19 protein-coding genes are annotated in these 22,662 nt (G+C 71.8%); 9 read left to right on the top strand and 10 right to left on the bottom strand.

Features of this window, described 5'->3' with window-relative positions:
- Positions 1-10 precede the first annotated feature (10 nt).
- The 4 genes from fxsT to ACFYTT_RS28805 form a co-directional block, all read right to left on the bottom strand.
- Positions 11-4,063, bottom strand: a complete 4,053-nt coding sequence (gene fxsT, locus ACFYTT_RS28790; RefSeq protein WP_387263883.1) for an FxSxx-COOH system tetratricopeptide repeat protein — start codon at positions 4,061-4,063, stop codon at positions 11-13.
- Positions 4,060-5,103 carry an ATP-binding protein gene (locus ACFYTT_RS28795; RefSeq protein WP_131051621.1) on the bottom strand — a complete coding sequence of 348 codons (1,044 nt, stop codon included), beginning with the start codon at positions 5,101-5,103 and terminating at the stop codon, positions 4,060-4,062. Before ACFYTT_RS28795 ends, fxsT begins: the two co-directional genes overlap by 4 nt.
- Positions 5,100-6,599 carry a hypothetical protein gene (locus ACFYTT_RS28800; protein WP_131051622.1) on the bottom strand — a complete coding sequence of 500 codons (1,500 nt, stop codon included), beginning with the start codon at positions 6,597-6,599 and terminating at the stop codon, positions 5,100-5,102. The genes ACFYTT_RS28795 and ACFYTT_RS28800 overlap by 4 nt, the downstream gene beginning before the upstream one ends.
- A gap of 138 nt (positions 6,600-6,737) precedes the next feature.
- A complete protein-coding gene (locus tag ACFYTT_RS28805; protein ID WP_131051623.1) occupies positions 6,738-6,986 on the bottom strand; it encodes a hypothetical protein in 249 nt (82 codons plus the stop codon).
- A 312-nt stretch (positions 6,987-7,298) separates the two neighbouring features.
- Here ACFYTT_RS28805 and ACFYTT_RS28810 point away from each other — a divergent pair, with 312 nt between their 5' ends.
- The 5 genes from ACFYTT_RS28810 (at position 7,299) to ACFYTT_RS28830 (ending at position 13,649) form a co-directional block, all read left to right on the top strand.
- Positions 7,299-8,396, top strand: a complete 1,098-nt coding sequence (locus tag ACFYTT_RS28810; RefSeq protein ID WP_357218523.1) for a hypothetical protein — start codon at positions 7,299-7,301, stop codon at positions 8,394-8,396.
- A 43-nt stretch (positions 8,397-8,439) separates the two neighbouring features.
- On the top strand, positions 8,440-9,921 hold the full coding sequence (locus ACFYTT_RS28815; RefSeq protein ID WP_387263887.1) for a hypothetical protein: 1,482 nt from the start codon (positions 8,440-8,442) through the stop codon (positions 9,919-9,921).
- Positions 9,922-10,156: 235 nt separating this feature from the next.
- On the top strand, positions 10,157-12,445 hold the full coding sequence (locus tag ACFYTT_RS28820) for a putative bifunctional diguanylate cyclase/phosphodiesterase (RefSeq protein WP_387263890.1): 2,289 nt from the start codon (positions 10,157-10,159) through the stop codon (positions 12,443-12,445).
- 74 nt (positions 12,446-12,519) lie between these two features.
- Positions 12,520-13,278: a MerR family transcriptional regulator gene (locus tag ACFYTT_RS28825; RefSeq protein ID WP_387263893.1), complete on the top strand. Its 759-nt coding sequence runs from the start codon at positions 12,520-12,522 to the stop codon at positions 13,276-13,278.
- A gap of 86 nt (positions 13,279-13,364) precedes the next feature.
- The gene (locus ACFYTT_RS28830) at positions 13,365-13,649 is read left to right on the top strand and encodes a putative quinol monooxygenase (RefSeq protein WP_131051627.1); all 285 of its coding nucleotides are present in this window, start codon (positions 13,365-13,367) and stop codon (positions 13,647-13,649) included.
- On the opposite strand, the gene ACFYTT_RS28835 is transcribed toward ACFYTT_RS28830, so the two are convergent.
- Positions 13,627-13,854 (bottom strand): hypothetical protein, encoded by a 228-nt coding sequence (locus ACFYTT_RS28835; protein ID WP_387263896.1) that lies wholly within the window; start codon positions 13,852-13,854, stop codon positions 13,627-13,629. The genes ACFYTT_RS28830 and ACFYTT_RS28835 overlap by 23 nt on opposite strands.
- Before the next feature lie 289 nt (positions 13,855-14,143).
- On the opposite strand from ACFYTT_RS28835, the gene ACFYTT_RS28840 reads away from it, so the two are divergent.
- The gene (locus ACFYTT_RS28840) at positions 14,144-15,253 is read left to right on the top strand and encodes a hypothetical protein (protein WP_387263899.1); all 1,110 of its coding nucleotides are present in this window, start codon (positions 14,144-14,146) and stop codon (positions 15,251-15,253) included.
- 58 nt (positions 15,254-15,311) lie between these two features.
- Here the strand turns inward: ACFYTT_RS28840 and ACFYTT_RS28845 are convergent, their stop codons facing one another.
- The gene (locus tag ACFYTT_RS28845) at positions 15,312-15,755 is read right to left on the bottom strand and encodes a MarR family winged helix-turn-helix transcriptional regulator (protein ID WP_131053096.1); all 444 of its coding nucleotides are present in this window, start codon (positions 15,753-15,755) and stop codon (positions 15,312-15,314) included.
- A 77-nt stretch (positions 15,756-15,832) separates the two neighbouring features.
- Here ACFYTT_RS28845 and ACFYTT_RS28850 point away from each other — a divergent pair, with 77 nt between their 5' ends.
- Both ACFYTT_RS28850 and ACFYTT_RS28855 read left to right on the top strand, forming a co-directional pair.
- Positions 15,833-17,071, top strand: a complete 1,239-nt coding sequence (locus ACFYTT_RS28850) for a multidrug effflux MFS transporter (protein ID WP_176092809.1) — start codon at positions 15,833-15,835, stop codon at positions 17,069-17,071.
- A 562-nt stretch (positions 17,072-17,633) separates the two neighbouring features.
- Positions 17,634-18,530, top strand: a complete 897-nt coding sequence (locus ACFYTT_RS28855) for an SAM-dependent methyltransferase (RefSeq protein ID WP_387263903.1) — start codon at positions 17,634-17,636, stop codon at positions 18,528-18,530.
- On the opposite strand, the gene ACFYTT_RS28860 is transcribed toward ACFYTT_RS28855, so the two are convergent.
- Together ACFYTT_RS28860 and ACFYTT_RS28865 are read right to left on the bottom strand one after the other, a co-directional pair.
- Positions 18,499-18,936 carry a VOC family protein gene (locus ACFYTT_RS28860; protein ID WP_387263906.1) on the bottom strand — a complete coding sequence of 146 codons (438 nt, stop codon included), beginning with the start codon at positions 18,934-18,936 and terminating at the stop codon, positions 18,499-18,501. The genes ACFYTT_RS28855 and ACFYTT_RS28860 overlap by 32 nt on opposite strands.
- 110 nt (positions 18,937-19,046) lie before the next feature.
- A complete protein-coding gene (locus ACFYTT_RS28865) occupies positions 19,047-21,254 on the bottom strand; it encodes a choice-of-anchor J domain-containing protein (protein WP_387263909.1) in 2,208 nt (735 codons plus the stop codon).
- Between the two features lie 204 nt (positions 21,255-21,458).
- On the opposite strand from ACFYTT_RS28865, the gene yidD reads away from it, so the two are divergent.
- Positions 21,459-21,872, top strand: a complete 414-nt coding sequence (gene yidD / locus ACFYTT_RS28870; protein ID WP_387263911.1) for a membrane protein insertion efficiency factor YidD — start codon at positions 21,459-21,461, stop codon at positions 21,870-21,872.
- Here the strand turns inward: yidD and ACFYTT_RS28875 are convergent.
- On the bottom strand, positions 21,856-22,392 hold the full coding sequence (locus tag ACFYTT_RS28875) for a hypothetical protein (protein WP_387263914.1): 537 nt from the start codon (positions 22,390-22,392) through the stop codon (positions 21,856-21,858). The genes yidD and ACFYTT_RS28875 overlap by 17 nt on opposite strands.
- Positions 22,382-22,573, bottom strand: a complete 192-nt coding sequence (locus ACFYTT_RS28880) for a helix-turn-helix transcriptional regulator (RefSeq protein ID WP_131053101.1) — start codon at positions 22,571-22,573, stop codon at positions 22,382-22,384. Before ACFYTT_RS28880 ends, ACFYTT_RS28875 begins: the two co-directional genes overlap by 11 nt.
- Positions 22,574-22,662: the final 89 nt, after the last annotated feature.

Consider the following 22,662-nt stretch of genomic DNA (forward strand, 5'->3'; position numbering starts at 1 on the left):
CCGGAGGTCGCTACAACGGCATCGGGTCCAGGTCGCAGTCGCCCCGGATGGTCAGGTCGGTGCCGGCCACGGTGGCCGGGTGCTCCTCGCCGAGCACCCGGGCGAACTTCTCGCTGATCGCGACGTGCAGGCTGTTCGCCTCCTCCTCCCGATCGAGCGAGACGAGATCCTGAGCGAGATTGCCGAGGCAGATCAGCGTGGTGGGATGGTCCGGCCCGAAGACCTCGGCGCAGCGGTCGGCGGTGCGCCGGTCGAGGTCGTACGCGGCGGCGTGCTCCCCGAGCGCGTAGAGATCGCTGCCGAGGTTGATCATTGCGGCCAGGGTCAGCGGATGGTCCGGCCCGAGCCGCCGGGTCAGCACCGCCGACCCCTTCTCGTTGGTGCTGCGGGCGCGCGCCACGTCGCCGCGCAACCGGTCCACGATCGCGCCGTTGAGCTGAGTCGCCACCGTGTAGGGATGGTCGGAGTCGAAGAGTTCCCGATACCAGCCGACGAGTTCGGCGGTGAGCGTGGCGGCGGCCTCCAGGTCACCCGTGGCACGCAGGTCGACGGCCAGACCGAAGGCGGCCAGCAGGGTGTCCGGGTGGTGCTCGCCGAAGCGGGCCGCGAAGCCGTCGCGTACCTCCTGGGAGAGCGCCAGGGCCGCGCGGTGGTCACCGGCCTTGCGGATCGCGGAGGCCAGTCGCCGTCGCGCGGTCAACGTCTGCGTCTGCGCCGAGCCCCAGACCCGGGGCAGCCGGTCCACGACGTTCTGCATCTCGGCCCGGGCGGGGAGGTATTCGCCGAGTTCCCGGCGGTCGATGATGAGGTTGAGGTGGGATTCCAGCGTCTGCGCGTGGTCCTCGCCGAAGAGCAGCACCCGGTGGTCGTACGTCGCCCGGTCGACCTCGTAGGCGCGCCGGATGTCACCGGTCAGGCGGAGGCTGACCGCCAGGTTGTGCGCCGCGTTGAGCGTGTTCGGGTCGTCCTCGCCGAGCGCCTGGATGTGCCGCTGGTAGAGGTCCTCGTCCATCTCCAGGGCGCGACGGAAGTCCCCGGACGCCCGCAGGTCGGCCGCCACCTGGCCGATGGCCCGCAACAGCTCCTCGGTGTCCTCGACGGTGCTGCGTTGGTAGAGCTCCAGGATGCGGGCGTTGTGCTGGGCCGCCTCGCGGTGCCGGCCCAGGCGATAGAGCATGAAGCCGAGCCAGTGGCCGATGGTGAGCGTCATCGGTGCGTCCTCGCCCAGGCTGCTGCTCCAGGCCCGCCACGCCTGTTCGGCCAGTTCCAGCGACGCGGTGAAGTCGCCCCACCAGTAGAGATACCGCGCCTCGTTGAAGACCAGTTGCTGCACCCACGGCTGGTGGGAGTGCACCGCGTCGGAGGCCATCACGTGCGGGTACAGCTCGGCGTAACTGGCCCAGTTGGCCGGCGAGTCGGGGTCGTTGCGGTCGCCGGAGGCGAGCAGCAGGTGCGCGCTGTTGCGGACGGTCTCCCGGTCCGGCCGGGCCATCCGGTCGATGAGGACGGCCTGGATCAGCCGGTGCATCTGGATCGAGTTGGTCCGGTGGATGACCCGGGCGAGCGCGTACCGGTTGATGTCGCGGATCGCGCGGTTGAGCCGCATCGGGTCGCGCAGCGCGGCGTTCAGTTCCGGGTGGATGTCGTCGTTCTGCGCGCCGCTGAACAGGGTGCGCGGGATGGGCTCCGGGGCGAGGAACGAGCAGACCTGTAGGAGCCGGAAGGCGGCCGGATTGGAGACGACGAGTCGGTCCAGCGAGACGTTCCACGCGGCGGCTACGGGCAGTTGATAGTCCATCGGCGGGGCCTGTTCGAGAAGCTCGATGCGCTTCTCCTCGAACAGTCGCAGGTACTCCTCGGCCGGCATGCCGGTCTCGGCCCGCCAGGCCGCCGCCTGCTCCAACGCGAGCGGCAGGTCACCGAGCGCCTCGGCCAGCCGGTCCGCCTGTTCGATGGTCAGCTCCGGACCCCGGCGGCGCAACAGCTCGATGCTCTCCTCCCGGGGGAAGACGTCGACCTCCAACGTGCGGGCGACGTTGGCCCAGCCCGGGTTCCGGGACGTGATGATGATGTCGCCGGAACCGCCGGTGGGGAGGTACGGCACCAACGCCTCGGGGCTCTCGGCGTTGTCGAAGACGAGGAGCCAGCGAGGGTGCGGCCGACCGAGCCGTAGGGCCTCCTGGACGGCGACGCGGGCGCTGCCGATGTCCGGCCCGGAGGCGAGATTCATCCGCGCCGCGAGCTCCACGATGGAGGCGTTGATCTGGGTGGGCCGCTCGGCCGGGATCCACCAGACCAGGTCGTATTCGCCCTGGTGCTGGTAGACGTACTCGACGGCCAGATGGGACTTGCCGACTCCGCCCATCCCGTGCAGGGCGTGCGGCAGGACTGCCGTGGTGCCGCCGCGCACCTGCCGGTGCAGCAGGGCGAGCGGCTCCTTGCGGCCGGTGAAGTTCGGGTTCCGCGGCGGGATGTTGCCCCAGACGGCCGGGGTGCGGGCTGGGGCGGTGGCGTCTGCGGGAGTGCTGGACGACAAGCCGGCTCCTTCGGTACCTACGCTACGGTCTGCGTCGGCATCAGCGCCGACAGCTATCATCGCATCCCGACCGGCAGGTGCGGGAGTCCTGACGACCGGGTCGGTGCCGCCCTCCTGGTCGACCGCTGCCAGCGCCTCGCCGAGCAGCCGCGCCCGGGGGAGGTACCGCCCGGAGAGCGCCCGCATCACGTCCTGCTCGATCCGGACCAGCGCGACGTCGGCCGGGGCCACCGTCGGAATCTCGACACCCGCCGGGTCGTCGAGCACCCGTCCCCAGTGCGCGATCGCGGGACGGACCCGTCCGAGCCGCGCCGACAGGAGCTGCCAGACCCGCACGGTGTCGGCGCGGCGACCGGCCGCCAGCAACTCGGCCCGTACGCCGGGGAGGAACTCGAAGGTGCGGTCGTCACCGGTGCCGACGGTCCGCACCAGCGGGCTGGTCAGCACCTCGGCCAGGTGCAGGGTGGTGGACCGGGGCAGCAGCGTCCGCTGCACCACCCGGACGGCCGACCGGTCCAGTGGCGCGGCGGCCAGGTGGGTGGCCAGGCGCAGCGCCTCCGGCGAGGCCCACGAGATGAACTCGCGCACCCGTCGGGCGGCGTCGGGCCCGGCGGTGGGCCGGGGCGTCCGGTCCGGGGCCGGTCGGTCGGTGGTGAGCAGGGCGGGCATGTCGATCCAGCGTGGTGCCCGGCAGGCGAGCAGCTCCACCCAGGCCGCCAGCCAGCGCGGGCGCAGCTCCACCACCGGCACCGGCACCGGCCCGCCGGCAGGTCGGGGCTCCTCGGCGAGCAGCGCCTGGAGCGTGTTGTGGTGACGCCACTCCCACCGCGAGTTGGCCGTCGCCGGTGCGGCGGCCCGCAGGCGCAGCCGCAGCGGCTGCACGCCGGTGCGGTGCCACATCTGTTGGGGCAGCAGGTGCACCATCGCCACGGGTTGCCGGCTCGCCCACTCGTGCAGGTGCGGAAGGACCGCACCGGAGTGCCAGGCCGGTCCGGCCCCGTCGCTGAGCACCAGCACCAGGCGGCGGCGGCCGACCGGCGGCAACGCCGTCGACGGACCGGCGACCGGGCCGCCGCGTCGGCCGCGCAGCACCACCCCGGCCGGGTCCGTGGTGTCGGTGACCAGCCGGCAGACGCGTACGTCGTGGAAGGCGACGTGCCGGCGCAGCAGTTTGACGAAGCTGCGGATCCGGCCGGACCAGACGGCCATCGACAGGTGGTCGTCGACGACCACCACGGCGTCCCAGCCGGCGCGGGGCGTGCGCCGCAGGACCGGCCAGGCCACTCCCGCCGCGAGGTGTTCGGCGGTGGCGTCCTCGTCGAACTCGTAGCGTTCGCGACCGGGCACCAACTGCCGGAACGGGTGCAGGACCTCCGACAGCGGCGGGCCGCCGTCCGGGCGGGACGGGTCGGCGGTGAGCGCGGTGCCGGGTGGTCCGGCGAGCCCGGCGCCGGGCCCGAGGCGGGCGGCCAGCCAGATCGAGTCGGCCAGTTCGGCGCGGGTGAGCCCACCGCCGGAACCGGTCACTCGGTGCCGTCCGGCGGCAGCCGACGCCACAGTGCCTCGATCAGCCGCCGCCACTCACCCCGGTCCTGTGGGGTGAAGGCGCCGGAGGTGCGCAGGTGGACGGCGTCGAGCAGTTGGTCCACCGCCGGGGGATCCCACTCGCCACGCCGGGAGAGGTACTCCTGGATGAGTTCGGTGGATCCCTCCGCGCCGTCCGGGAAGTGCGCGGCGACCATCGAGGCGAGCCCCGCCTCGCCTGCCTCGGGCAGGCGCAGTCGCAGGCAGTGCCGCAGGAACGCCGCCGGGAAGTCGCGGTCCTCGCTGCACGTCATCACCACCAGCGGGAACTCGTGGCAGGCCACCCGTCCGCCGCGTACGGTGGCGGTCCGCCCCGGGTCGGCGGTGTGCACCGTCGCCTCCGGCGTGCGACCGGCGACCCGGACCAGCTCCGGGATCTCGAACCCACCGTCCTCGAAGACACTGCGCAACTGCTGCGGCAGGTCGATGTCACTCTGGTCCAGCTCGTCGATGAGCAACACCCGGGGCAGCCCGTACGGCAGCAGCGCGGTCCCGAGCGGTCCGAGGCGGACGTAGTCGCCGACCTGGGGCGGCGGAGCGTCCGGGCCCTGTGCCGCCGCCCGGCCGGTGGCCTGGACCAACCCGACGGCGTCGTAGTCGTACAACCCGTGGCGCAGGCTCACCTGGGTGGTCACCGGCCAGCGCAGCACCCGGCCGAGCCGCAGCTCCCGGGCGATCCGATAGGCCAGGCTGGACCGACCGGTCCCCGGGCGCCCGGTCACCAGCAGGGGCCGCCGCAGGTGCAGCGCGGCGTTGACGACGTCGACCTCGTACTCGTCTGCCGGGTGCGAGACGATCGGCTCGCCCAGCCGGCGGCCCAGCTCCGGGTCCTCCTGGGGCGGTGGTGGCTCGTCCGGACCGCCGTCGAAGGCCCGCCAGCGCGGCGGTGCCGGCCACCGTCGGTCGCGTTCGGCGGCGTCGACGGCGTGTCCGAGGCCGGTGTAGATGCGCCAGCCGATCGGCGCCCTGGTCGGGTCCGTCATCCGGTCACCTCCGGGGTGCCGTGGTGCGTGTCCAGTTCCGGTGTGCGGTACGGGTCGTCCCAGAGGACGACGAGGTGCCGGCCGTGGTGCCGCTCCTGCTCGGGCGGCGGGGCCTGTAACGCCGACAGGCGGGACCGTTTGGCCAGCTCCGGCAGGCGCACCACACCGGCGCGGGCGGTCATCGACCGGATCTCGTCCCAGAAGTCCGTGTCGGTGGGCGCGGTGCGGTGCCAGACGACCACCGGCAGGCCGGCCCGGAGCGCGGTCATGATCTCCTTGACGGTCGCCTCGGCATCGGTCGTGGGCGGTGCGCTGAGCACCACCGTGGCCAGGCTCTGGTCGGAGTTCAGGTCCGCCTCCATCCGGGTCAGGTAGCCGGGGCCGTCCGGCGCGCTGCGATAGAGCCCGCTGTTCCACGGCTCGGCCTGGAGCCGGTCCCAGCGCAGCAGCCACGCCCGACGCCAGGAGGTGGTGCGCAACCGGTCCAGGCTGCGCACCACGACCGGGTAGTCCATCGCCAGCACCTTCTGGTCGAGGTACTGACTGGCGCGCTCCTTGCGCCACCAGGGCACGTCCTCGTTGAGCAGCTCGATGGGGAGCACCAGCTCCACCGCCACCTCGGCCGGGCGGTCCGCCCACTCGACCTCCATCTGGTGGACGATCTGCTCCACGGTGGACTCCAGGTCGTCGTAGCCGACCTCGGGGATGCGTCCGCGCAGCTTCGAGTTCCACTCGCCGCCGCCGTGCCACTGCCGGTAGTGCGACACCGTGTACCGCTCGCTGCCCGGCTCCAGGTCGTTCTCGATCTGGATGACCAGGTACGCGTACCGCGTCGTCGCCTCGCCCCCGGCGTTGACCAGGACCCGGCGTCGGTCCAGCTCCTCGGTGAGGCCGAGTGAGGTGGCCTCCTGCCGGTTGCGCCGACGGATCAGCGTCGCGGTCCCGGAGTCCACCTCGTTCTCGAGCAGGGCGAGGAACAGCATGCCCGGCGGCAGTCCGCGCGGCGGGGCGTTCTGCCCGGTGAGATAGACGAAGACGTCCCACGCGTTGGCGCACCACGGGGGCAGGCTGGCGAGCTTGTGTTCGCTGGCGCGCTGCAACAGCCGCGTCAGCGGAGCCAGCCGGACGGCCAGCAGAGCGGTCCGCAGCTCGGCCCAGTCGCTGTCGGCAAGGACGCCGATCGCGTCCGCCTCGTAGCGCAGCCGTTCCAGGTCGGGCAGCTCGTCGGCGGCGGGATCGAACAACCGCACCAGCTCGACCAGCGTGTCCACCTCGGGCGGCTCGCCGAGGCAGGCGTTCGCGATCTCCAGGCTCTGGCCCCGAGGATTGGCCACGTCGTCGAGCCGGTCGCCGTGGTGCAGTTCCCGGCGCAGACGCTGCACCATTTGCCGGCGACTGTCCGCATGCCCCATCAGCGGCATCGCGGCGAGCATGTCGACCAGCTCCCTCTCGATGCGGCGGCGCTGATTATCGCCCGGCAGTGGAAGATGGGTCATGGACCATCCGGTCTGTCGAACGTTTCCGACGGTTCTGTAAAGGCCAGGTTACCGGCCGAGGCAAGGGCCGAGTTGTCCTTTGTTTTCGGCGTGGAGCCGATAATGCAGGCGATAGATCACCGATGTCCGAAGTGGACCTTATCCCCGCGACTGCTCGGCTGTCTCCTTTCCGACATCGCGCGCTGGACGGGGTTCCGGGACGGCCGCCGACGGATGCGCCGTCGGGGCGGTGGCCTGCGCGATGTCGATCAGCGTACGGGTCAGTAAGGTGGCCAGTGCCAACAGGATGCACCCGCAGACGAGCATCCGCAGCGCCGGGACGTCCGGCAGTGCGCCGGCCAGCACCAGGACTGCGAGGGCGGTGCCGAGCACACTCGTGGTCGCCACGAAACCGGCGTAGAGACCGACTCGGCGTCTGGTCCAGAACCGTACGCCGTGCACCGGGTCCTCACTCCGTGGCCGTCGCGGTTGCGTCTGAATTCGCTCCAGGAATCGGGACTCCCAGAGCAAGGCGAGCATCAATACCGGAAGTACCTGCGCGGAAGTTGCGTACAGATCGGAGAACACGACGTGGGGCTCCTCGGATCGTGACACCTCGATGCCGCACACAGTGTCGCAAACACCACGTAGCGCGATGGTCCCGTGTGGTCGTGGCGGGTCGGCCGGGTCGGTGGGTCCGCGCGGCTATCGTGGCCTGTCGTGACGAGCAGCGAGCAGCGACTGGCCGCGATCCGGGGCGGAATCCCCCCGCGTCGGCACAACGCCCGGACGATCGCCGCGCTGACCGGCAACCCGGGCTGCACCCGCCGGGCGGTGCTGGACGGTGCCGGGGTGGACAAGCCACTGCTGGCCGAGCGGATCGGTTTTCCCGCCCGGTTCGGGCAGTCCCGGTTCGCCATCACCCGGGGCAACGCGTTCGAGGCGCAGGTGAAGGCCGACGACGGTGCCGAGTTGCTGCGGCTGGTCGCCGAGCGGCTGGGCGTACCGGTGCCGGCCTCGGCGCGGTGGACGGCGCTCGGCGTCGGCGACGACATGGCGGCCCGCCAGCGCCGCTCGGCCGCGCTCCTGACCACCGCGCCGGACGGCCCCGACGACTCGGCCGCGTTGTTCGACCACCCGATGCTCGCCCTGGACGTCGCCGGGCAGCGGGTGCACCTGGAGCCGGACCTGGTGGCCGCCCGGCTCGGCGGCCGGTTCCACGTGGTCGAGGTCAAGTCCTTCCCGGTGATCGACGGTCAGGCCGACCCGACAAAGCTGGCCGCCGCCGCGATCCAGTCGGCGGTGTACGTGTTGGCCCTGCGGGACCTGCTCGTCGCCGCCGGCCGACCGCCGGAGTCGGTGTCGCACGAGGTGGTGCTGGTCTGTCCGCGCGACTTCACCAACCAGCCGGTGGCGCACCTGCTCGACGTGCGCAAACAACTGCTGGTGGTACGCCGGCAACTGGGCCGGATGGACCGGCTGGACACGCTGCTCGACGACGTGCCGGTCGACTTCACCGCCGACCCGGGTGCCGACCCGTCGGCGCTGCTCGCCTCGCTGGGCACGGTGCCGGCCCGCTACGCCCCCGACTGCCTGGCGACCTGCGAGCTGGCGTACTTCTGCCGGCACGAGGCGGGCGGGAACACCGGTGCGCTGGGCCGCCCGGTGCGGGAGGCGCTCGGCGGCATCGAGGACGTCGACCGGGTGCTGGCGCTCGCCGGTGGTGAACCCGCCGCCGATCCGGAGCAGGAGCAGGCCGCCGCGCTGCTGCGGACCGCCGCCCGCCTGCGCGCCGACGCCCTGGCCGGGTCGGCGTGAGGCGTCCGGCGGGCGGCCCGACCACGCCCGGCAGAGCACCGGCATGAGTACGCTGCGCGCGCTCGCGGCGGCGCAGGCGGTGGCCGCCGGGATAGCCCAGCCGGTGGCGACCGTCCGGCACGTGCACCTGTCGGCCCGGCCGTTGGTGCTGGTGCCGCTGGCCATGGCGGGTGAGTCGAACGCCCCGCTGGCGGCGATGGTCGGCACCGCGCCGGGCCGGGGCCACCTGCTCGTCGTGCCGCAGCCGCGTAACCGGGACCAGCGGTTCGGGTTCGCCGCCGCGCTCGCCGACATCCTGCTGCCCTACATCGACACGCATCGGCTCGGCTCCGAGACGGTCGCGGTCGACCGGGGCAAGGACGTCCGGCAGCGGTACCTCGACGCCCCGCAACTGGTGGTGCCGAACCCGGCGGGCGTCACGTTCCTGCGGCTGCTGGGCCGTGCCACCCGGTTCCGTCGCATCGACGGCGACTACCCGGTGCCCCCGTCGGTGCCGCTGCTCGGCCGCTGGCTGACCTTCCTGGCCGAACGCGCGGAACATCCGGGCTCGTCGACGCTGCTGGCATTGACCCAGGCCCTGAGCATGCACTGGGCGACCGGGCAGAGCGCGGTGGAGGACCTGCACCTGCCGGCGCTGCTCGGCTGGATCGCCCCGCCGTCCGGGCTGACCGGTGCCGAGGCGGCGGCGCGGGCCGAGGACCCGACCGTGTGCCCGCCCGCCGGACCGGCCACCGATCCCGACTTCGACAACCGGCAGCTCGCCCCGGCGATCGAGGCGTACGCCGGGGCCGACGCGGACGAGGCGGCTCGCGCCGAGGCGTACGCGGAGCTGGAGAGGCTGCTGCGTGACCAGCTCACGCCCACCTGGGACCTGATGTGGCGCGGCCTGGGGTTGCTGCGCGCGCTGCCGCCCGGCGCCCGGGTGGCGGGCCGGTGGACCGGCGACCGGGACGCCTTCACCGCGCACGCCACGCACGTCGACGAGGGCGGCGTGCCGCAGCCCAGCCGCGACGGCGCGGTGGCGGCCGCCACCCGGCTGCACCGTCTGGAGCGGGCCGCCGCGAGCTACGCCGTGCAGCGCGCCTACGACGACCCGCTGGTGATGGCGGAGTACCGGCTGACCGGTGAGGCGTTCGTCGGTGAGGTGGTGCTGGCCGACCCGGCACGGGTGGACGACACCGGACGCCGACCGGTGCTGCGTCCGCGCATCCAACTGGTGACCACCGAACCGGTGCTGGTGCCGGTCGGCGCGAGCTTGTTCAACCCGGCCCGACCGGCGCAGAAGGCCCGGGTGGTCTTCGTGACCCCGACCGCCGACGGCAAGACCGAGGTGGTGCTGGAGCTCTCCGGCGGGATGGGGCGCGGGCTGACCGCGAGCCCCGGCAGCGTGCCCGAGGTGGGGCAGCGGCTCTGCTACACCACGCTCAGCGAGGCGTTCGTGCCCAGCGGGACGTTCCCGACCGTGGCGGAGACCCCGTGGACCCACGGCGGTCCGCCCACGTCCGACCCACCCGCCGAGATGTAAGGAAGGGACCCTTCCTATACACCAGGCGTTAGAAAGGGTCCCTTCCTTACATGCCGCCCCCGGTGTACGTGAAGATGTTTGTGGATGGACGGATGGGCCGTCGGGTTGCCGACTGGCGTCCGGGCGGCTCTGGCGGGGCCCTCGCTCGCGTGGCTAGGCTTTCGGGGTTTGCCGGGACCGGTCCTCGCCGTCGAGGGTGCACGTGCACGTACGAGAGAGGGCCGGAGCGAGCGCTGTGTCGCGAGAGGACGTCGGGCGGGCTGCCGCGCGGTGGCCCGGGCGGGACCGGGTCGGCTGGGCGGGGCTGTCCGCCGCCGGTCTGGTGGTGGTCGTCGAGGCGATCTGGCTGCTGCTGAAACTGCCCGCCGGTGCGCTGGTCAGCGACCTCGGCGCGCTCGTCGTCGCGGGTCTGGCCGGGGCGGCCTGCGTGGGTGCCGCCCGCAGGCAACCGCCGGTGCGGCGGTTCTGGCTGCTGCTGGCGGCGACCATGGCTCTGGCGATGGCCGGCCGAGCACTCTGGACGGTGCTGCGGCTGGTCGGCGAGGACCTGCCGCACACGCTGCCGGTCGGGCTGCTGTTCGTGGCCGGTCTGGTCACCGGCACCACGGCCCTGCTGTCCTCGGTGACCGCCCCGCGGACCACCGTGGGCCGGGTACGCACGCTGCTCGACGGGGTGATCGTCGGGCTGGCGCTGATCCCGGTCGGCTGGATGCTGATCTTCCGCAACGTCGCGATGGCGGATCTCGACGAGCCGCTGCGCACCGCCGGTCTGCTCTATCCCATGTTCGACCTGATGCAGTTGACCATCCTGGTCGCGGTGATCGGTCCGAGCCGACCGGTCTGGCCGGTGCTGACGGTGCTCGGCGCGAGCCTCACCGTCCGCGGGGTGGGCGACGCCGCGTACGTGTCGCTGGTGGCCGCCGGCACCTATCAGCCGGGTCGACTGGTCGACGTGCTCTGGCCGCTGAGCTACCTGTTGATCGCGGCGGCCACCCGGCTCGGGCCACCCCGCTACCGGGCCGATCCCGACGAGGCGGCCGAGTCGCCGTTGCCGCCCTGGTGGCGGGTGGCGCTGCCGTACCTGCCGGTGGGTGGGGCGATCGTGGCGGTGGTGTGGGCCAGCCAGCCCGACGGCTACATCCCGCAACCGATCTTCATCGCGCTGCTGGCACTGCTGGCGACGCTCGCACTGCGGCAGGGACTGGCCGCCAACGAGAACCTGCGACTGGTCGGCCGGCTGCGGCAGCTCGCCTACATGGACCAGCTCACCGGGCTGCCCAACCGGTTGGCGTTCACCCGCCGGCTGCGTGCGGCGCTGCTCGGCACGAACCGGGTCGCCGTGCTCTTGTTGGACCTGGACGGGTTCAAGCAGGTCAACGACAGGTTCGGGCACACCACCGGCGACACGCTGCTGACCGGGCTGTCCCGGCGGATGCGGCGCGCGGTCGGCGACGACGGGATGATCGCCCGGATCGGCGGCGACGAGTTCGCCGTACTGGTCACCGGCAGTCCGCCCGCCGAGCCGGAACGCCTGGCGGAACGGCTGCTGGCCGCGCTGCAGCCCTCGCCCGGCGAGGAGCTGGTCGGGGTGCACCCGTCGGCCAGCATCGGCATCGCCGAGTACGGGCCGCAGCACATCTCCTACACCGATCTGCTGCGCGACGCCGACATCGCGATGTACGCGGCCAAGGCGGCGGGCAAGTCGGCGTACCGGCGGAGCACTCCGGCGTTGCGGGAGTCGGCGGTGAGCCGGGCCGAACTGATCGCCGACCTGCGGCGGGCCGTCGACGAGGAGCAACTGCACCTGGAGTTCCAGCCGATCGTCGACCTGGCCACCGGGGCGGTCCGCAGCGCCGAGGCACTGGTGCGTTGGCGGCACCCGAGACTGGGCATGCTCAGTCCGGCCCGGTTCCTGCCGTTGGCCGAGGAGACCGGGCTGATCCTGCCGATCGACAGGTGGGTCATCAAGGAGGCGTGCCGGGCGGCGGCCACCTGGCAGGGGCGGGTGCCCAGCGCGACGGTGGCGGTGAACATCGCCGCCGCGCACCTGCGCCGCCCGGATCTGATCGCCACGGTCACCGAGGCCACCGCCGGGGCGGGTCTGGCGCCCCGGGCGCTGACCCTGGAGCTGACCGAGTCGGCGCTGATCGAGGGCAGCGACGCGGTGCTCGACCGGCTGGGGCAACTGCGCGAACTCGGCATCCGGATCGCCATCGACGACTTCGGCACCGGGTACTCCTCGCTGAGCTACCTGCACCGCATCCCGGCCACCGAGTTGAAGATCGACCGCTCGTTCGTGTCCCGGATCTCCGACGACGCGCGGGCGTACGCGACCGTGGAGATGGTCACCCGGCTGGCCCACGCCTTCGACCTCAGCGTGGTGGCCGAGGGGGTGGAGACCGAGCGGCAGCACGACGCGGTGGCCGCCATCGGTTGTGTCCAGGGGCAGGGTTACCGCTACGGGCGCCCGGCGGCGCTGGCCGAGTTGCGGACCGTCCTGGCCGGTCCGGTCCGCCCCGTCTGAGCGATGTCGCAGAATCGGACTTGACCCTCACGTAGCGGCAGGCGGGAGCGTGGTTCCCAGGAAGGGAGGGAACCATGGCGTACCGCGTGGGCGAGGTGGCCCGGCTGGCCGGGGTGACGGTCCGGACGTTGCACCACTACGACGAGATCGGGCTGTTGTCGCCCAGCGGGCGCAGCGGCGCGGGCTACCGGAGCTACTCCGATGCCGATCTGGAGCGGTTGCAGGTGATCCGCTACTACCGCGAGCTGGGGTTCCCGTTGGAAGAGATCGCCGCGATCCTCGACGACCCGGCGAGCGACCCGGAGGCACACCTGCGGCGTCAGCACGAGCTGCTGACCGTACGGATCAAGCGCCTGCAGGAGATGGTCGCGGCGATCGAGTTCGCGATGGAGGCGAGTAAGTTGGACATCCGATTGACCCCGCAGGAACGGTTCGAGGTGTTCGGGGACTTCGATCCGGAGGCGCACGCCGAGGAGGCGGAGCAGCGCTGGGGTGGCACTGAGGCGTACCGGGAGTCGAACCGGCGCGTGTCGCGCTACACGAAGGAGGACTGGGCGCGGATCAAGGCCGAGAGCGAGGACTGGGGGCGGCGGACCGTCGCGCTGATGGAGTCCGGTGCACCGGCGGACGGACCGGACGCGCGCGAGTTGGCCGAGGAGCACCGCCGGCAGATCAGCCAGTCGTTCTACGAGTGCTCGTACGAGATGCACACCTGCTTGGCCGACATGTATCTGGCCGACGAGCGGTTCACCGCTCACTACGAGGCGATCGCGCCGGGGCTGACCGCGTACCTGGCCGAGGCCATCCACGCGAACGCGATCAACCGGGCCTGACCCGGGGTGGCGATCGGCGGGCGGGAACCGTCGGACCGGGGGAGTATGACTGACATCGTCGACTCCACGATCTTCCGGAGGTCCCTTTGCTGATCGTCGCCGGCACGCTCTACGTCGATCCGGCCGAGCGGGACGACTACCTTGCCACCTGCGCGGAGATCGTGCGGGCGGCCCGCTCGGCGCCCGGCTGCGTCGACTTCTCGATCAGCCCGGACGTGGTCGAGCCGGGGCGGATCAACGTCTACGAGCGGTGGGAGTCCGACGAGCAGTTGCTGGACTTCCGTGGTGCCGGTCCGGAGCCGGAGCAGCAGGTCGCCATCGTCGGTGCCGAGGTGCACAAGTTCCGTATCAACTCCGTCGAGTCGCCCTGAGCGTGGTGGTGGGCGGGCGGCGGGCGGCGGCACGGAAGGCCGCCACCGCCGCCTGCTCTCCCGCCAGTTCGTCGCGCCGGGCGGGGGCGCGGGCCGCGCGCAGGGGCGCGGCGATCCGGCCGGCCCGGCGCAGGGCGACCGGGTCGCCGTCGAGTAGCCGGTCGACGAGGTGTCGGTCCCGGCGGCGCGGTGGTGCGTGGCTCATCTCGCGGTCCCTGGCGTAGTGCCGGATCTCGGCGTCGCCGCATCGGTCGCGGGCGGGCGTCCGGCACACCCGCTCGATTGATTGGCGTCACCGTCGCCGGTGGCGTCACAGTCATCCGCACGTCGCCGTCCGGCCACGCAGCGAAACCACCATCTTGTCCTTATTAGTCCACCGATCGGGTATTTGACCCACTCTTGGCCGTGTCCATGGCGGTTCCCGAGGTCGTTAACACTGTGACACCCCACTTAGGTGGCCTGCGGTTGGTGGCCTGCGCGGCGAAGGAGTCGGCGTGGCAAGGACTGATTCGACGGGTTCGACATGGCGGTACCGGTGGGCGCGCCGGCAGAACGAGCGCCGGCTGCGGACGTTCCGCAGCGCCGAGGGGGACTGGCGACGACGCGACGACGACCTGCGTCGCCTGCGGACGCTCGCGGAGCAGTGCCAGGGGTCCGCCACGGCGGGGGGCGGCCTCCCGCTCGAACTGCACGCCGACGAGGTGGTGCTGCGGGTGGTGCCCGCCGCCCAACTGGTGGAGGTGCGGCACAACGCCGTCCTGCCCGCTCCGGACCTGACCGTGGCCCCGCCGATCGGCCGGCTGCGCCCGCGCCTCCCCGAAGGGGTACGGGCCACCGACGCCGGAATGGCGGTGATCACCAGCCGTCGACTGGTGCTGCTCGGCGGGCGGGGCCGCCGCGACTGGGCGTACGCGCGGATGACCGGGCTCGCCCACGACCCGCACGCGCCGGTCACGCTGATCCAGGTGCTGGACCGCCGACGCGGCTCCGGCGTGCTGCTGCCTCCCGACGCGGCACCCGATTTCCGGTTCGTGCTCACGCTGGCGTTCGCCGACGCGATCGAGCAGCGTGCCACGGTGATCGCGCAGCTCGACGAGCTGATCGCCGAGCACGCCCGGCTGCGTCCGTCCCGGCCGGGCATCGCCACCCCCGGTCAGGCCCGGTTGTCGGCGCTGATCCCCGGTGGTCGGCGGACCGCCGTGGTCGCCGCCGCGCTGGCCGTGATGGTGCCGGTGGCGCTGGCGAACTCCGGCGCGGACCCGGCCGGCACGGACACGGCGGTCGCGGCCACCCCGGCGCCGGTCGCCGCCACCGGCACGTCCACGGCGACCGGCGCCAGCGGCTCGTCCGCGCCGCGGCGGGACGCGCCGACACCGGAGCGGCGGTGCGGCGCCCCGGTCAACCCGATGGGGTACGACTTCTGCGGCGGCGAGCGGATCCGTGAGCCGGCCCGTGACGTGTGCGAGCACTTCGACTGCGTACCCGGGTTCTGGAACGGTCGGGGTTACCTGGTGCAGTGCGAGGACGGCAAGGTCAGCCTGGCCGGCGGGAGCCCGCGCGCGTGCGGCACGCACGGCGGTGTCCGCCGCACCGTCTGGGGCTGAGACCTCCGGCGGGACGTGGGCGCGGGTCCGCCCACGACTCGCCGGTCTCCCCGGCGGCTCAGCGCTGCTCGGCGGCGAGGTCGGCCAGACGGGACAGGGCCGGCGCGGCGGCGAGCAGTCGTTCCCGTTCGGCGGTGTCGAGCCCGGAGAGCGCTGCGGCGAGCAGGTCACGCCGGTGCTGCTCGTGGACGGCGATCCGTTCCCGCGCCGTGGCGGTCAACGTCAGCCGGACGCTCCGCCGGTCGACCGGATCCCGGTCGCGGCTCAGCAGGCCGGCGGTGGTCAACTCGCCGACCAGGGTGCTCACCGTGTTCGGAGCGGTGCCGAGCCGCTGGGCGGCCTCCCGGACGCTGACCCCCGGCTGTCGCTGCACCAGGCGCAGCACCTCCACCTGCGCGTCCGGCAGGGCGACGCGGCCGGTCCGTTGGGCGGCCGTCCGGCGCAGCACCCGTTGCAGGTCGCCCAGAGCGCCGCTGAGCTGCCCGAGCGTCTCTTCCGTCACAGAACGGCCCTCTCCACGGCGATAACTCTGTAAGCAGAGCTATCGTAGCCCGGCGAACCGACGCCGAGGGGGCCACGATGCCGCAGACCGCCGCCGCGCCGACAGTCGGGCAGCCGGAACGGGCCGTCGCACCCACCGGCCGGGCCGCCATCGGTCTGCTGGTGCTGCTCGGCGCGCTCACCGCAATCGGGCCCCTGTCGCTGGACACCTACCTGCCGGCGTTCCCGGAGATGGCCCGCGACCTGTCCGCCAGCCAGGCGCAGATCCAGCTCTCGCTGACCACCTGCCTGGTCGGTATGGCCATCGGGCAACTCGTCACCGGCCCGCTCAGTGACCGCTGGGGGCGCCGCCTGCCGGTGCTGATCGGGGTCGGCGCGTACGTCCTGATGTCGTTGGCCTGCGCTTTCGCGCCGTCGGCGGAGACTCTCGCCGCGCTCCGCTTCGCCCAGGGCTTCGCCGGAGGCATGGGCACCGTCGTCGCCCGCGCCGTCGTCCGCGACCTCTACAGCGGACGCGCCGCCGCGAAGTACTTCTCCCGACTCGTCCTGATCTTCGGCATCGCCCCGATGGCCGCGCCCGCGCTCGGCAGCCTGGTGCTGGGCTTCGGCGGCTGGGAGACCATCTTCCTGGCCCTGGCCCTGGTCGGCGTGCTGCTCGTCGCCGCCGTCGCGTGGCGGCTGCCGGAGACGCTGCCCGTCGCACGCCGGAACACCGGCGGCCTGTCCGCGACCGCCGCCGCCGGGCGCGCGGTGCTCGCCGACCGCGTCTTCCTCGGGTACGCGTTGACCCAGGGCCTCGCCTTCGCCGGTCTGTTCGCCTACCTCTCCGGCTCCTCGTTCGTCCTCCAGGACGTCTTCGGCCTCTCCGCCGGTGCGTTCAGCCTGCTCTTCGGCGTCAACGCCGTGGCCTTCGTCGCCGTCGGTCAAGTCAACGCCCGGCTGCTGGACCGCCACGACCCCCGACCGCTGCTGATCTGGGGTCTGGGCCTCGGCCTGTTCTCCGCGCTCGGCCTGCTCGTCGGGGCCCTGCTCGGGTCCCTGCCGCTGGTCGTCGTCGCCCTCTTCCTCTTCCTCGGCTCGTTGGGCACGGTGATGCCCAACGGCACCGCCCTCGCCCTCGAACGCCACTCCTCGCACGCCGGTACGGCCGCCGCCCTGCTCGGCAGCCTCCAGGCGGTGATCGCGGCCGGTGCCGCGCCGCTGGTCGGGCTCGGCGGCGAGGGCAGCGCGGTGCCGATGGCCGTGGTGGTCACCGGCGCGGCGGCCGGCTCGCTGCTGGTCGTGCTCACCCTGGCCCGCTCCCGCCGCCCTTCCTGACCCGCCGCTCCCGCCGCCCCGCAGCCCCACCGGTCCCGTCGATCATGGAGTTGTGGTATCACGAAACGCTCTGACAAGGGGCGATTCGCTGACCACAAGCCCATGATCGGAGAGCGGATTCGGAAAGGCGAAGCAAAGGCAGGATTTGCCGCTATATTCATTTGCTTGACCGGTTGAGACGCCCCGGTTACAGTGACGTTACTGAACGTTGTTCCCCCTTCCTCTTTCGTCGGCCGGAGTCGCACTTCGACTCCCGCCGGAAAGGGGATGACGCGTCCTCGCCGCGCTGACGGCGATCCGGGCGCGAGGTGCCGCTCACCCGTTGTTGCCGCAGGTGAGTCCGCATGTCCAGCCACCGGCTCCGGCTCGGGGCGGAGCGAAAGGTGCGGTGATCCCGCCACTCGCGACGTCAATCAGGAATCGGACAGTGGTGAATTCCGGTACGTCTGCAACGGTTCGGAATCTGCATTTCCCACGAGTCGGTGATCGCGAATTCGCGGGGCAATTCTGCCTGCGTCTGTCCGACCCGGCACTCCTCGACGAGCAGGAAGCGGTGACAGCGGTGCACACTGACCTCGAAGGGCCGACACCGAAATCCGTCGGAGCCTTCTACGACCAGGTGAACTCGATCGTCGCCCGGGTCCAGGGCGGCTCCATGCACCACGGCTACTGGACCGGGCCCGACGACGACAGCGACTTCGCCACGGCCAGCGTCCGGTTGACCGACATGATGATCGAACGGGTCGCCGCCCGGCCGGGCGCACGGGTGCTGGACGCCGGCTGCGGGCTGGGCCGCCCCGGCGTACGGCTGGCCAAGATCGCCGGTGCCCGGCTCGTCGGGGTCTCGGTCAGCGAACAGGACGTACGCCTGGCCAACGACCTGGCCCACGCCGAGTCGGTGGCCGACCGGGTGCGCTTCGAGCAGGCCGACATGGCCGAGTTGCCCTTCCCCGACGACTCCTTCGACCACGCGATGGCCTTCGAGTCGATCATGCACGTGCCCGACCGGATGCGGGCACTGCGGGAGATCGCCCGAGTGGTCCGCCCCGGCGGGCGCATCGTGCTGACCGACTTCACGGTCCAGGCGCACGGGCGCGACGACGACACCCTGGTCAAGGTGTACGACTCCTGGCGGGTCGCCGCGACGCCGATCGGCGCGGAGGACTACCCGGAGATCGCCGCCCAGGCCGGCATCGTGCTCGACGAGGTCACCGACAACACCGACCACGTGAAGTACAGCAGCATGTGGACATACCTCGAACTGCGGCGGTACGCCCGGGACAATCCGGTGCCGTCGGAGGTGGATCAGATCCTCGACGTCTTCGCACCGACGCTCAAGGGCACCGCGGACCGGCCGCCGCTCACCGACACCGAGCTCGAACACGGGTGGCGCCAGATGCTGACCGAGGAACAGACACAGGGCATGGTCATCGTGGTGGCCCGAATTCCGGCACCCTGATCGTGCCGTCCTCGGCGATCGGGAAGCCCGGGTTCCAGGCGATCTCCCAGAGGTGGCCGTCCGGGTCGGCGAAGTAGCCGGCGTACCCGCCGTAGGACGTCTCGCGTGCCGGCCGGGTGACGACCGCGCCCGCCTCGGCGGCGACGGCCAGCACCCGGTCCACCTCGTCGCGTTCGCGTACGTTGTGCGCCAACCCGATCCCGCCGAATCCGTCGGCGGCCCGCGCGTCGACACCGGCGTCCTCGGCCAGCGACTCGCGGGCCCAGAGCACCACGGCGATCCCGCCGGCCTGGATGAACACCGTCCGCTCCACCTCCTGACCCCGCCAGCCGAGCCGTTCGTAGAAGGCCCGGGATCGGGCCAGGTCGGTGACGCCGAGGGTGATCAGGCTGAGGCGCTGTTCCATCCGGGCAATCTAACCCGGCACGGGTCGCCTAGCCGCCTGCCGAAGGTCCCACGGAACGCAGAACTCCCGGTGCCGCGACCACGGCACCGGGAGTCCTCGTCAACGGCCGGTCAGCTCAGCGGGGCTCCGCCGGGCTGCACGACCTTGTTCACCGTCAACTGGTACGGCGCGTACTGCGTGACCTGCTCGGTCGGCTCGTCGTAGGCGACGATGGCGACCACCGTGGGGAAGGCGGTGAGCAGCGCCGTCTGCACCACCCCCAGGGTGAAGTTGGTCTTGCCGTCGACCTCGAACTGCACGGCCGTCCGGAGCTTCTCGTCGAAGCCGACGAAGCGGACGTTCCAGTTCGCCACCGGCGTCGGGTAGACCTGTGACGGCGAGTCGAACGCGTCCAGGTTCGACCCGTCGCTGACCAGCGTGCCGCCGACCGTGATGTCGTCGATCAGCAGACCGCCCTCGTTGACCCCACCGTCACTGACGTAGCGGAAGCTGAGCAGGACGTCCTGCCCCGCGTACGCCGACAGGTCGAACGAGTGCGGCTCGAAGCCGTTGGTGGTGCCGTTCAGCGACGGCCCGAGCGGCCCGGCGACGGTCTTGTCGCCCTCGATCGCGGTGTAACTCCTGCCACCGTCGGTCGAGACGCTGACGTAGCCGTAGTCGTAGCCGGTCTCCGCGCCATACTTGGCGAGGAAGGTCAGCGTCGGGTTGCCGGCCGGCACGCTCACCGGCGTCACGGCGGCGGCGTCGGTGCTGTTGCCGTTGCCGGACCAGATCACCGGGTTGCCCGGACGGTCCGGGTCGTCGGTCACCGTCGTCCAGGCCAGCGGCACCGACGGCAGGGTCTTGGCACCCTTGAAGCTGATCGACCGCAGGTCGCCCCGGCCCAACGGCTTGCCGTTCGCCTTGCGCAGCTGCACGTAGTCGGCACCGTTCGGTGCCGCACCCGGCGTCGCGTGCGTGGCCGGGTTGGCCAGGTTCACCGTGGCGTTCAGGCTGGCCGTGGTGACCTTGCGCTTGTCACGGCCGAGCATCACACCCAGCTTCGAGTTGCCGACGATCCGGTCCACCAGGTTCATCGTCTGGTAGTCGTGGATCACGCCGTGGAGGTCGTTCACCCCCTCGGCGGCGAGTGCCGCCTTGATGCTGGCCAGACCCTGCGACTCACCGTCGCGGTGCAGCCGGGAGATGAAGTCCAGGCCGTACCGGTCGTAGAGGAACAACATCAACGAGTACGCGTTGCCGTAGTCGGCGAGTACCGCGTTCGGGTTGCCGCCCTCGTCCCACAGGTTCAGTGAGTTCTCCGGCCCGCCGCAGTCCCGTGGATTCGTGTTGTAGGCCGTCTGGACCGTGCCGAAGCCCTGGAAGCAGTAGATGTGGCTGTCCGCGCCCGGCTGGTCGACCCGGGCCGAGGCGTCGGCATAGCCGCCGAGCGTCTGGGCGAAGTCGGAGAGCCCCTCGTTGATCAGGATGCTCTCGAACGGGTCGGTGTAGTAGTGCGCCAGGTGCTGCCACTCGTGGATGAACGTCGACTCGTACAGGTTGGGACGCGCCGGTCGGCTGGTGCACAGATCGTCGGTCGGCTCGTTCGCCGGGCTGACGCCCGTCCGGTGCGCCCAGTCGAACGCGTCGATCGTCATGATGTTGCGGTCGAGCAGCTCGTTGAAGAGCGAGAAGAAGAACCCGGCAATGTACGTCGGCGCGGCCGGGAAGTCGTAGAAGTTGTCGTCCCGGACGTTGTCGACGAGCGTCACCGTACGGTTGCCGGCACCGGTGTAGTCGCCGTCGATCTGCGCGTTGCTGCCGTCGCGGTCCGGCGGCGTGCTGAACGCGGCCGTCGACTTCGGATACATGTTGTTGTCGAACTCGTCGACCAGGCGCGTCACCTGCGCGTCGGTGACCACCGTCGAGTTCGCGATCTGCCGGCGGCAGTCACCCACGGGGAACTCGGTGTCGTTGGCGACCCAGACCTCGATGTTGTCGCCCACACCCCGCAGCGTGTAGTCCTTGAGGTAGATCACGCCCTGGTAGTCGTCGAGCGCGAGCCACTGCCGCACCGTGCCCACCGCCGGCGTCTCGGCGGCCTGCGCCGACCTGCGCTGCGCCTGCGGCTGGTACTGCCGGGGTACCTCGACGGGCTTGCCGTTGAAGGTGAAGTCCTTCCTGGTGAGGTCGCGGACGTCACTCGCGATCCCGGTTGCCGGAGCCGGAGCGGGCTGGGCCGCCACGGTGCTCGGACTGGCCGCCGCCGACTGGGCGACGACGAAGAACGGTAGGACGATGGCGCAGGCTGCTATCCCCGCAAAGCGGCGTCGAGCCACAGAACCTCCTCATAGCCGACAGACCCACTCAACCCCGCGTGACCAGGGGTGATGGATCTACGCACGCTGATCGAGCGCCCTCGTATCCTTTGCACAAGTGCATCGATCAATCAAGCCTTGACGCGACATACGTCTGTGGATCGCTGCCCGTGCCCCTCGAATCCCGGACGTGGCCGGGTGGCGCGGCGGGATCATGATGTCGCCATGACGAAGATCGCCGGGCGCCGGCAGAAGAAGGGAAACACCTGCAGTGACCCGGGGTGCGGTGCCCTGTCCGCCTGCGACTGTTCCCTGTTCTCGATACTGTTGACGGTCGGCGCGGCAGCCGCGCGGGTGATCCCGGCACCGGTGGCCGACGGCTCCGGACGGGCGGCCATCCTCGGCTACCGCCGCTGGCTGTCCCACCGCTGGCCGGGGAAGTGCCGCTTCACCCCCACCTGTAGCGCGTACGGCCTGGCGGCCGTCGAACGGTACGGCCTGGCGGTCGGTGGCCGGATGGCCGCGGACCGGCTGCGACGCTGCACCGCACACACTCCACCCGGTACCCACGACCCGGTGCCCGTCTCCCCGGGCGCTTCCCGGGCTGCCCGTTCCCGCCCGGTCAGTTCCGGCGGTTGATCACCACGAAGGCGACACCGCCGACGACGATCTCGGCGAAGAGCAGCAGCGCGAACACCATGCTCGGCTCGGCACCGAGAGCGACGGCGACGGCCGCCACCGACGTGAGCGGGAACGCGGCCAGGCCCAGCACGGCCAGAGCACGGGTCAGAACGGCGTCGTCGCGCTCGTCCCCGGTCTGCGACCAGGCCCGCTCGAACGTGGTGGCGCGGTCCGGCCGCTTGCTCAGCCGCCACAGCATCAGCAGGAAGGCGAGCAGGCCGACCGCCGCTCCCTGGAGGAACCCGACACCCATGTTGCCGGGCGCATGCTCCCGCAGCAGCAAACCCACGGCGACGACCAGCGCAGCGACTGCCAGCAGGATGGCGGCGGCCGAGAGTTTCCGCAGGGCACTGCGACCTCCGGTCGTGGGGTGGCCCTCGGTCGTGGGGTGGCCCTCAGGTGTGTGGGGACCCTGGGCCGTGGGGTGGCCCTCGGTGGTGCGGTGGTCCTTTGGGGTGCCGCGGCCCTCAGTCGACATGGAAGATCTCCTCTACGGGGCGGTGGAAGTGACGGGCGATGGCGATCGCCAGGGGTAGGGACGGGTCGTAACGGCCCGTCTCGATCGAGTTGATCGTCTGTCGGGAGACGTTCAGGGCCTCGGCCATCTCCCGCTGGGACAGCCCGGCGGCCTGCCGAAGCTCACGGAGATCGTTCCGCAACCAGCACCTCCGATGTCAAGCAACCTTGTCACGTCAAGGATGCTTGACACTGCTGGCAGATGTCAAGCGTGCTTGTCTGCCGGGCGGCG

Source organism: Micromonospora sp. NPDC003816, from assembly GCF_042874705.1.
Lineage (GTDB): Bacteria > Actinomycetota > Actinomycetes > Mycobacteriales > Micromonosporaceae > Micromonospora.

Excerpts from the sequence above, each read along its gene's own strand:
- ACFYTT_RS28795 (WP_131051621.1), bottom strand. The coding sequence starts at position 5,103 with ATGACGGACCCGACCAGGGCGCCGATCGGCTGGCGCATCTACACCGGC.
- ACFYTT_RS28800 (WP_131051622.1), bottom strand. The coding sequence starts at position 6,599 with ATGACCCATCTTCCACTGCCGGGCGATAATCAGCGCCGCCGCATCGAG.
- ACFYTT_RS28815 (WP_387263887.1), top strand. The coding sequence starts at position 8,440 with ATGAGTACGCTGCGCGCGCTCGCGGCGGCGCAGGCGGTGGCCGCCGGG.
- ACFYTT_RS28825 (WP_387263893.1), top strand. The coding sequence starts at position 12,520 with ATGGCGTACCGCGTGGGCGAGGTGGCCCGGCTGGCCGGGGTGACGGTC.
- ACFYTT_RS28835 (WP_387263896.1), bottom strand. The coding sequence starts at position 13,854 with ATGAGCCACGCACCACCGCGCCGCCGGGACCGACACCTCGTCGACCGG.
- ACFYTT_RS28850 (WP_176092809.1), top strand. The coding sequence starts at position 15,833 with ATGCCGCAGACCGCCGCCGCGCCGACAGTCGGGCAGCCGGAACGGGCC.
- ACFYTT_RS28860 (WP_387263906.1), bottom strand. The coding sequence starts at position 18,936 with ATGGAACAGCGCCTCAGCCTGATCACCCTCGGCGTCACCGACCTGGCC.
- yidD (WP_387263911.1), top strand. The coding sequence starts at position 21,459 with ATGACGAAGATCGCCGGGCGCCGGCAGAAGAAGGGAAACACCTGCAGT.
- ACFYTT_RS28875 (WP_387263914.1), bottom strand. The coding sequence starts at position 22,392 with ATGTCGACTGAGGGCCGCGGCACCCCAAAGGACCACCGCACCACCGAG.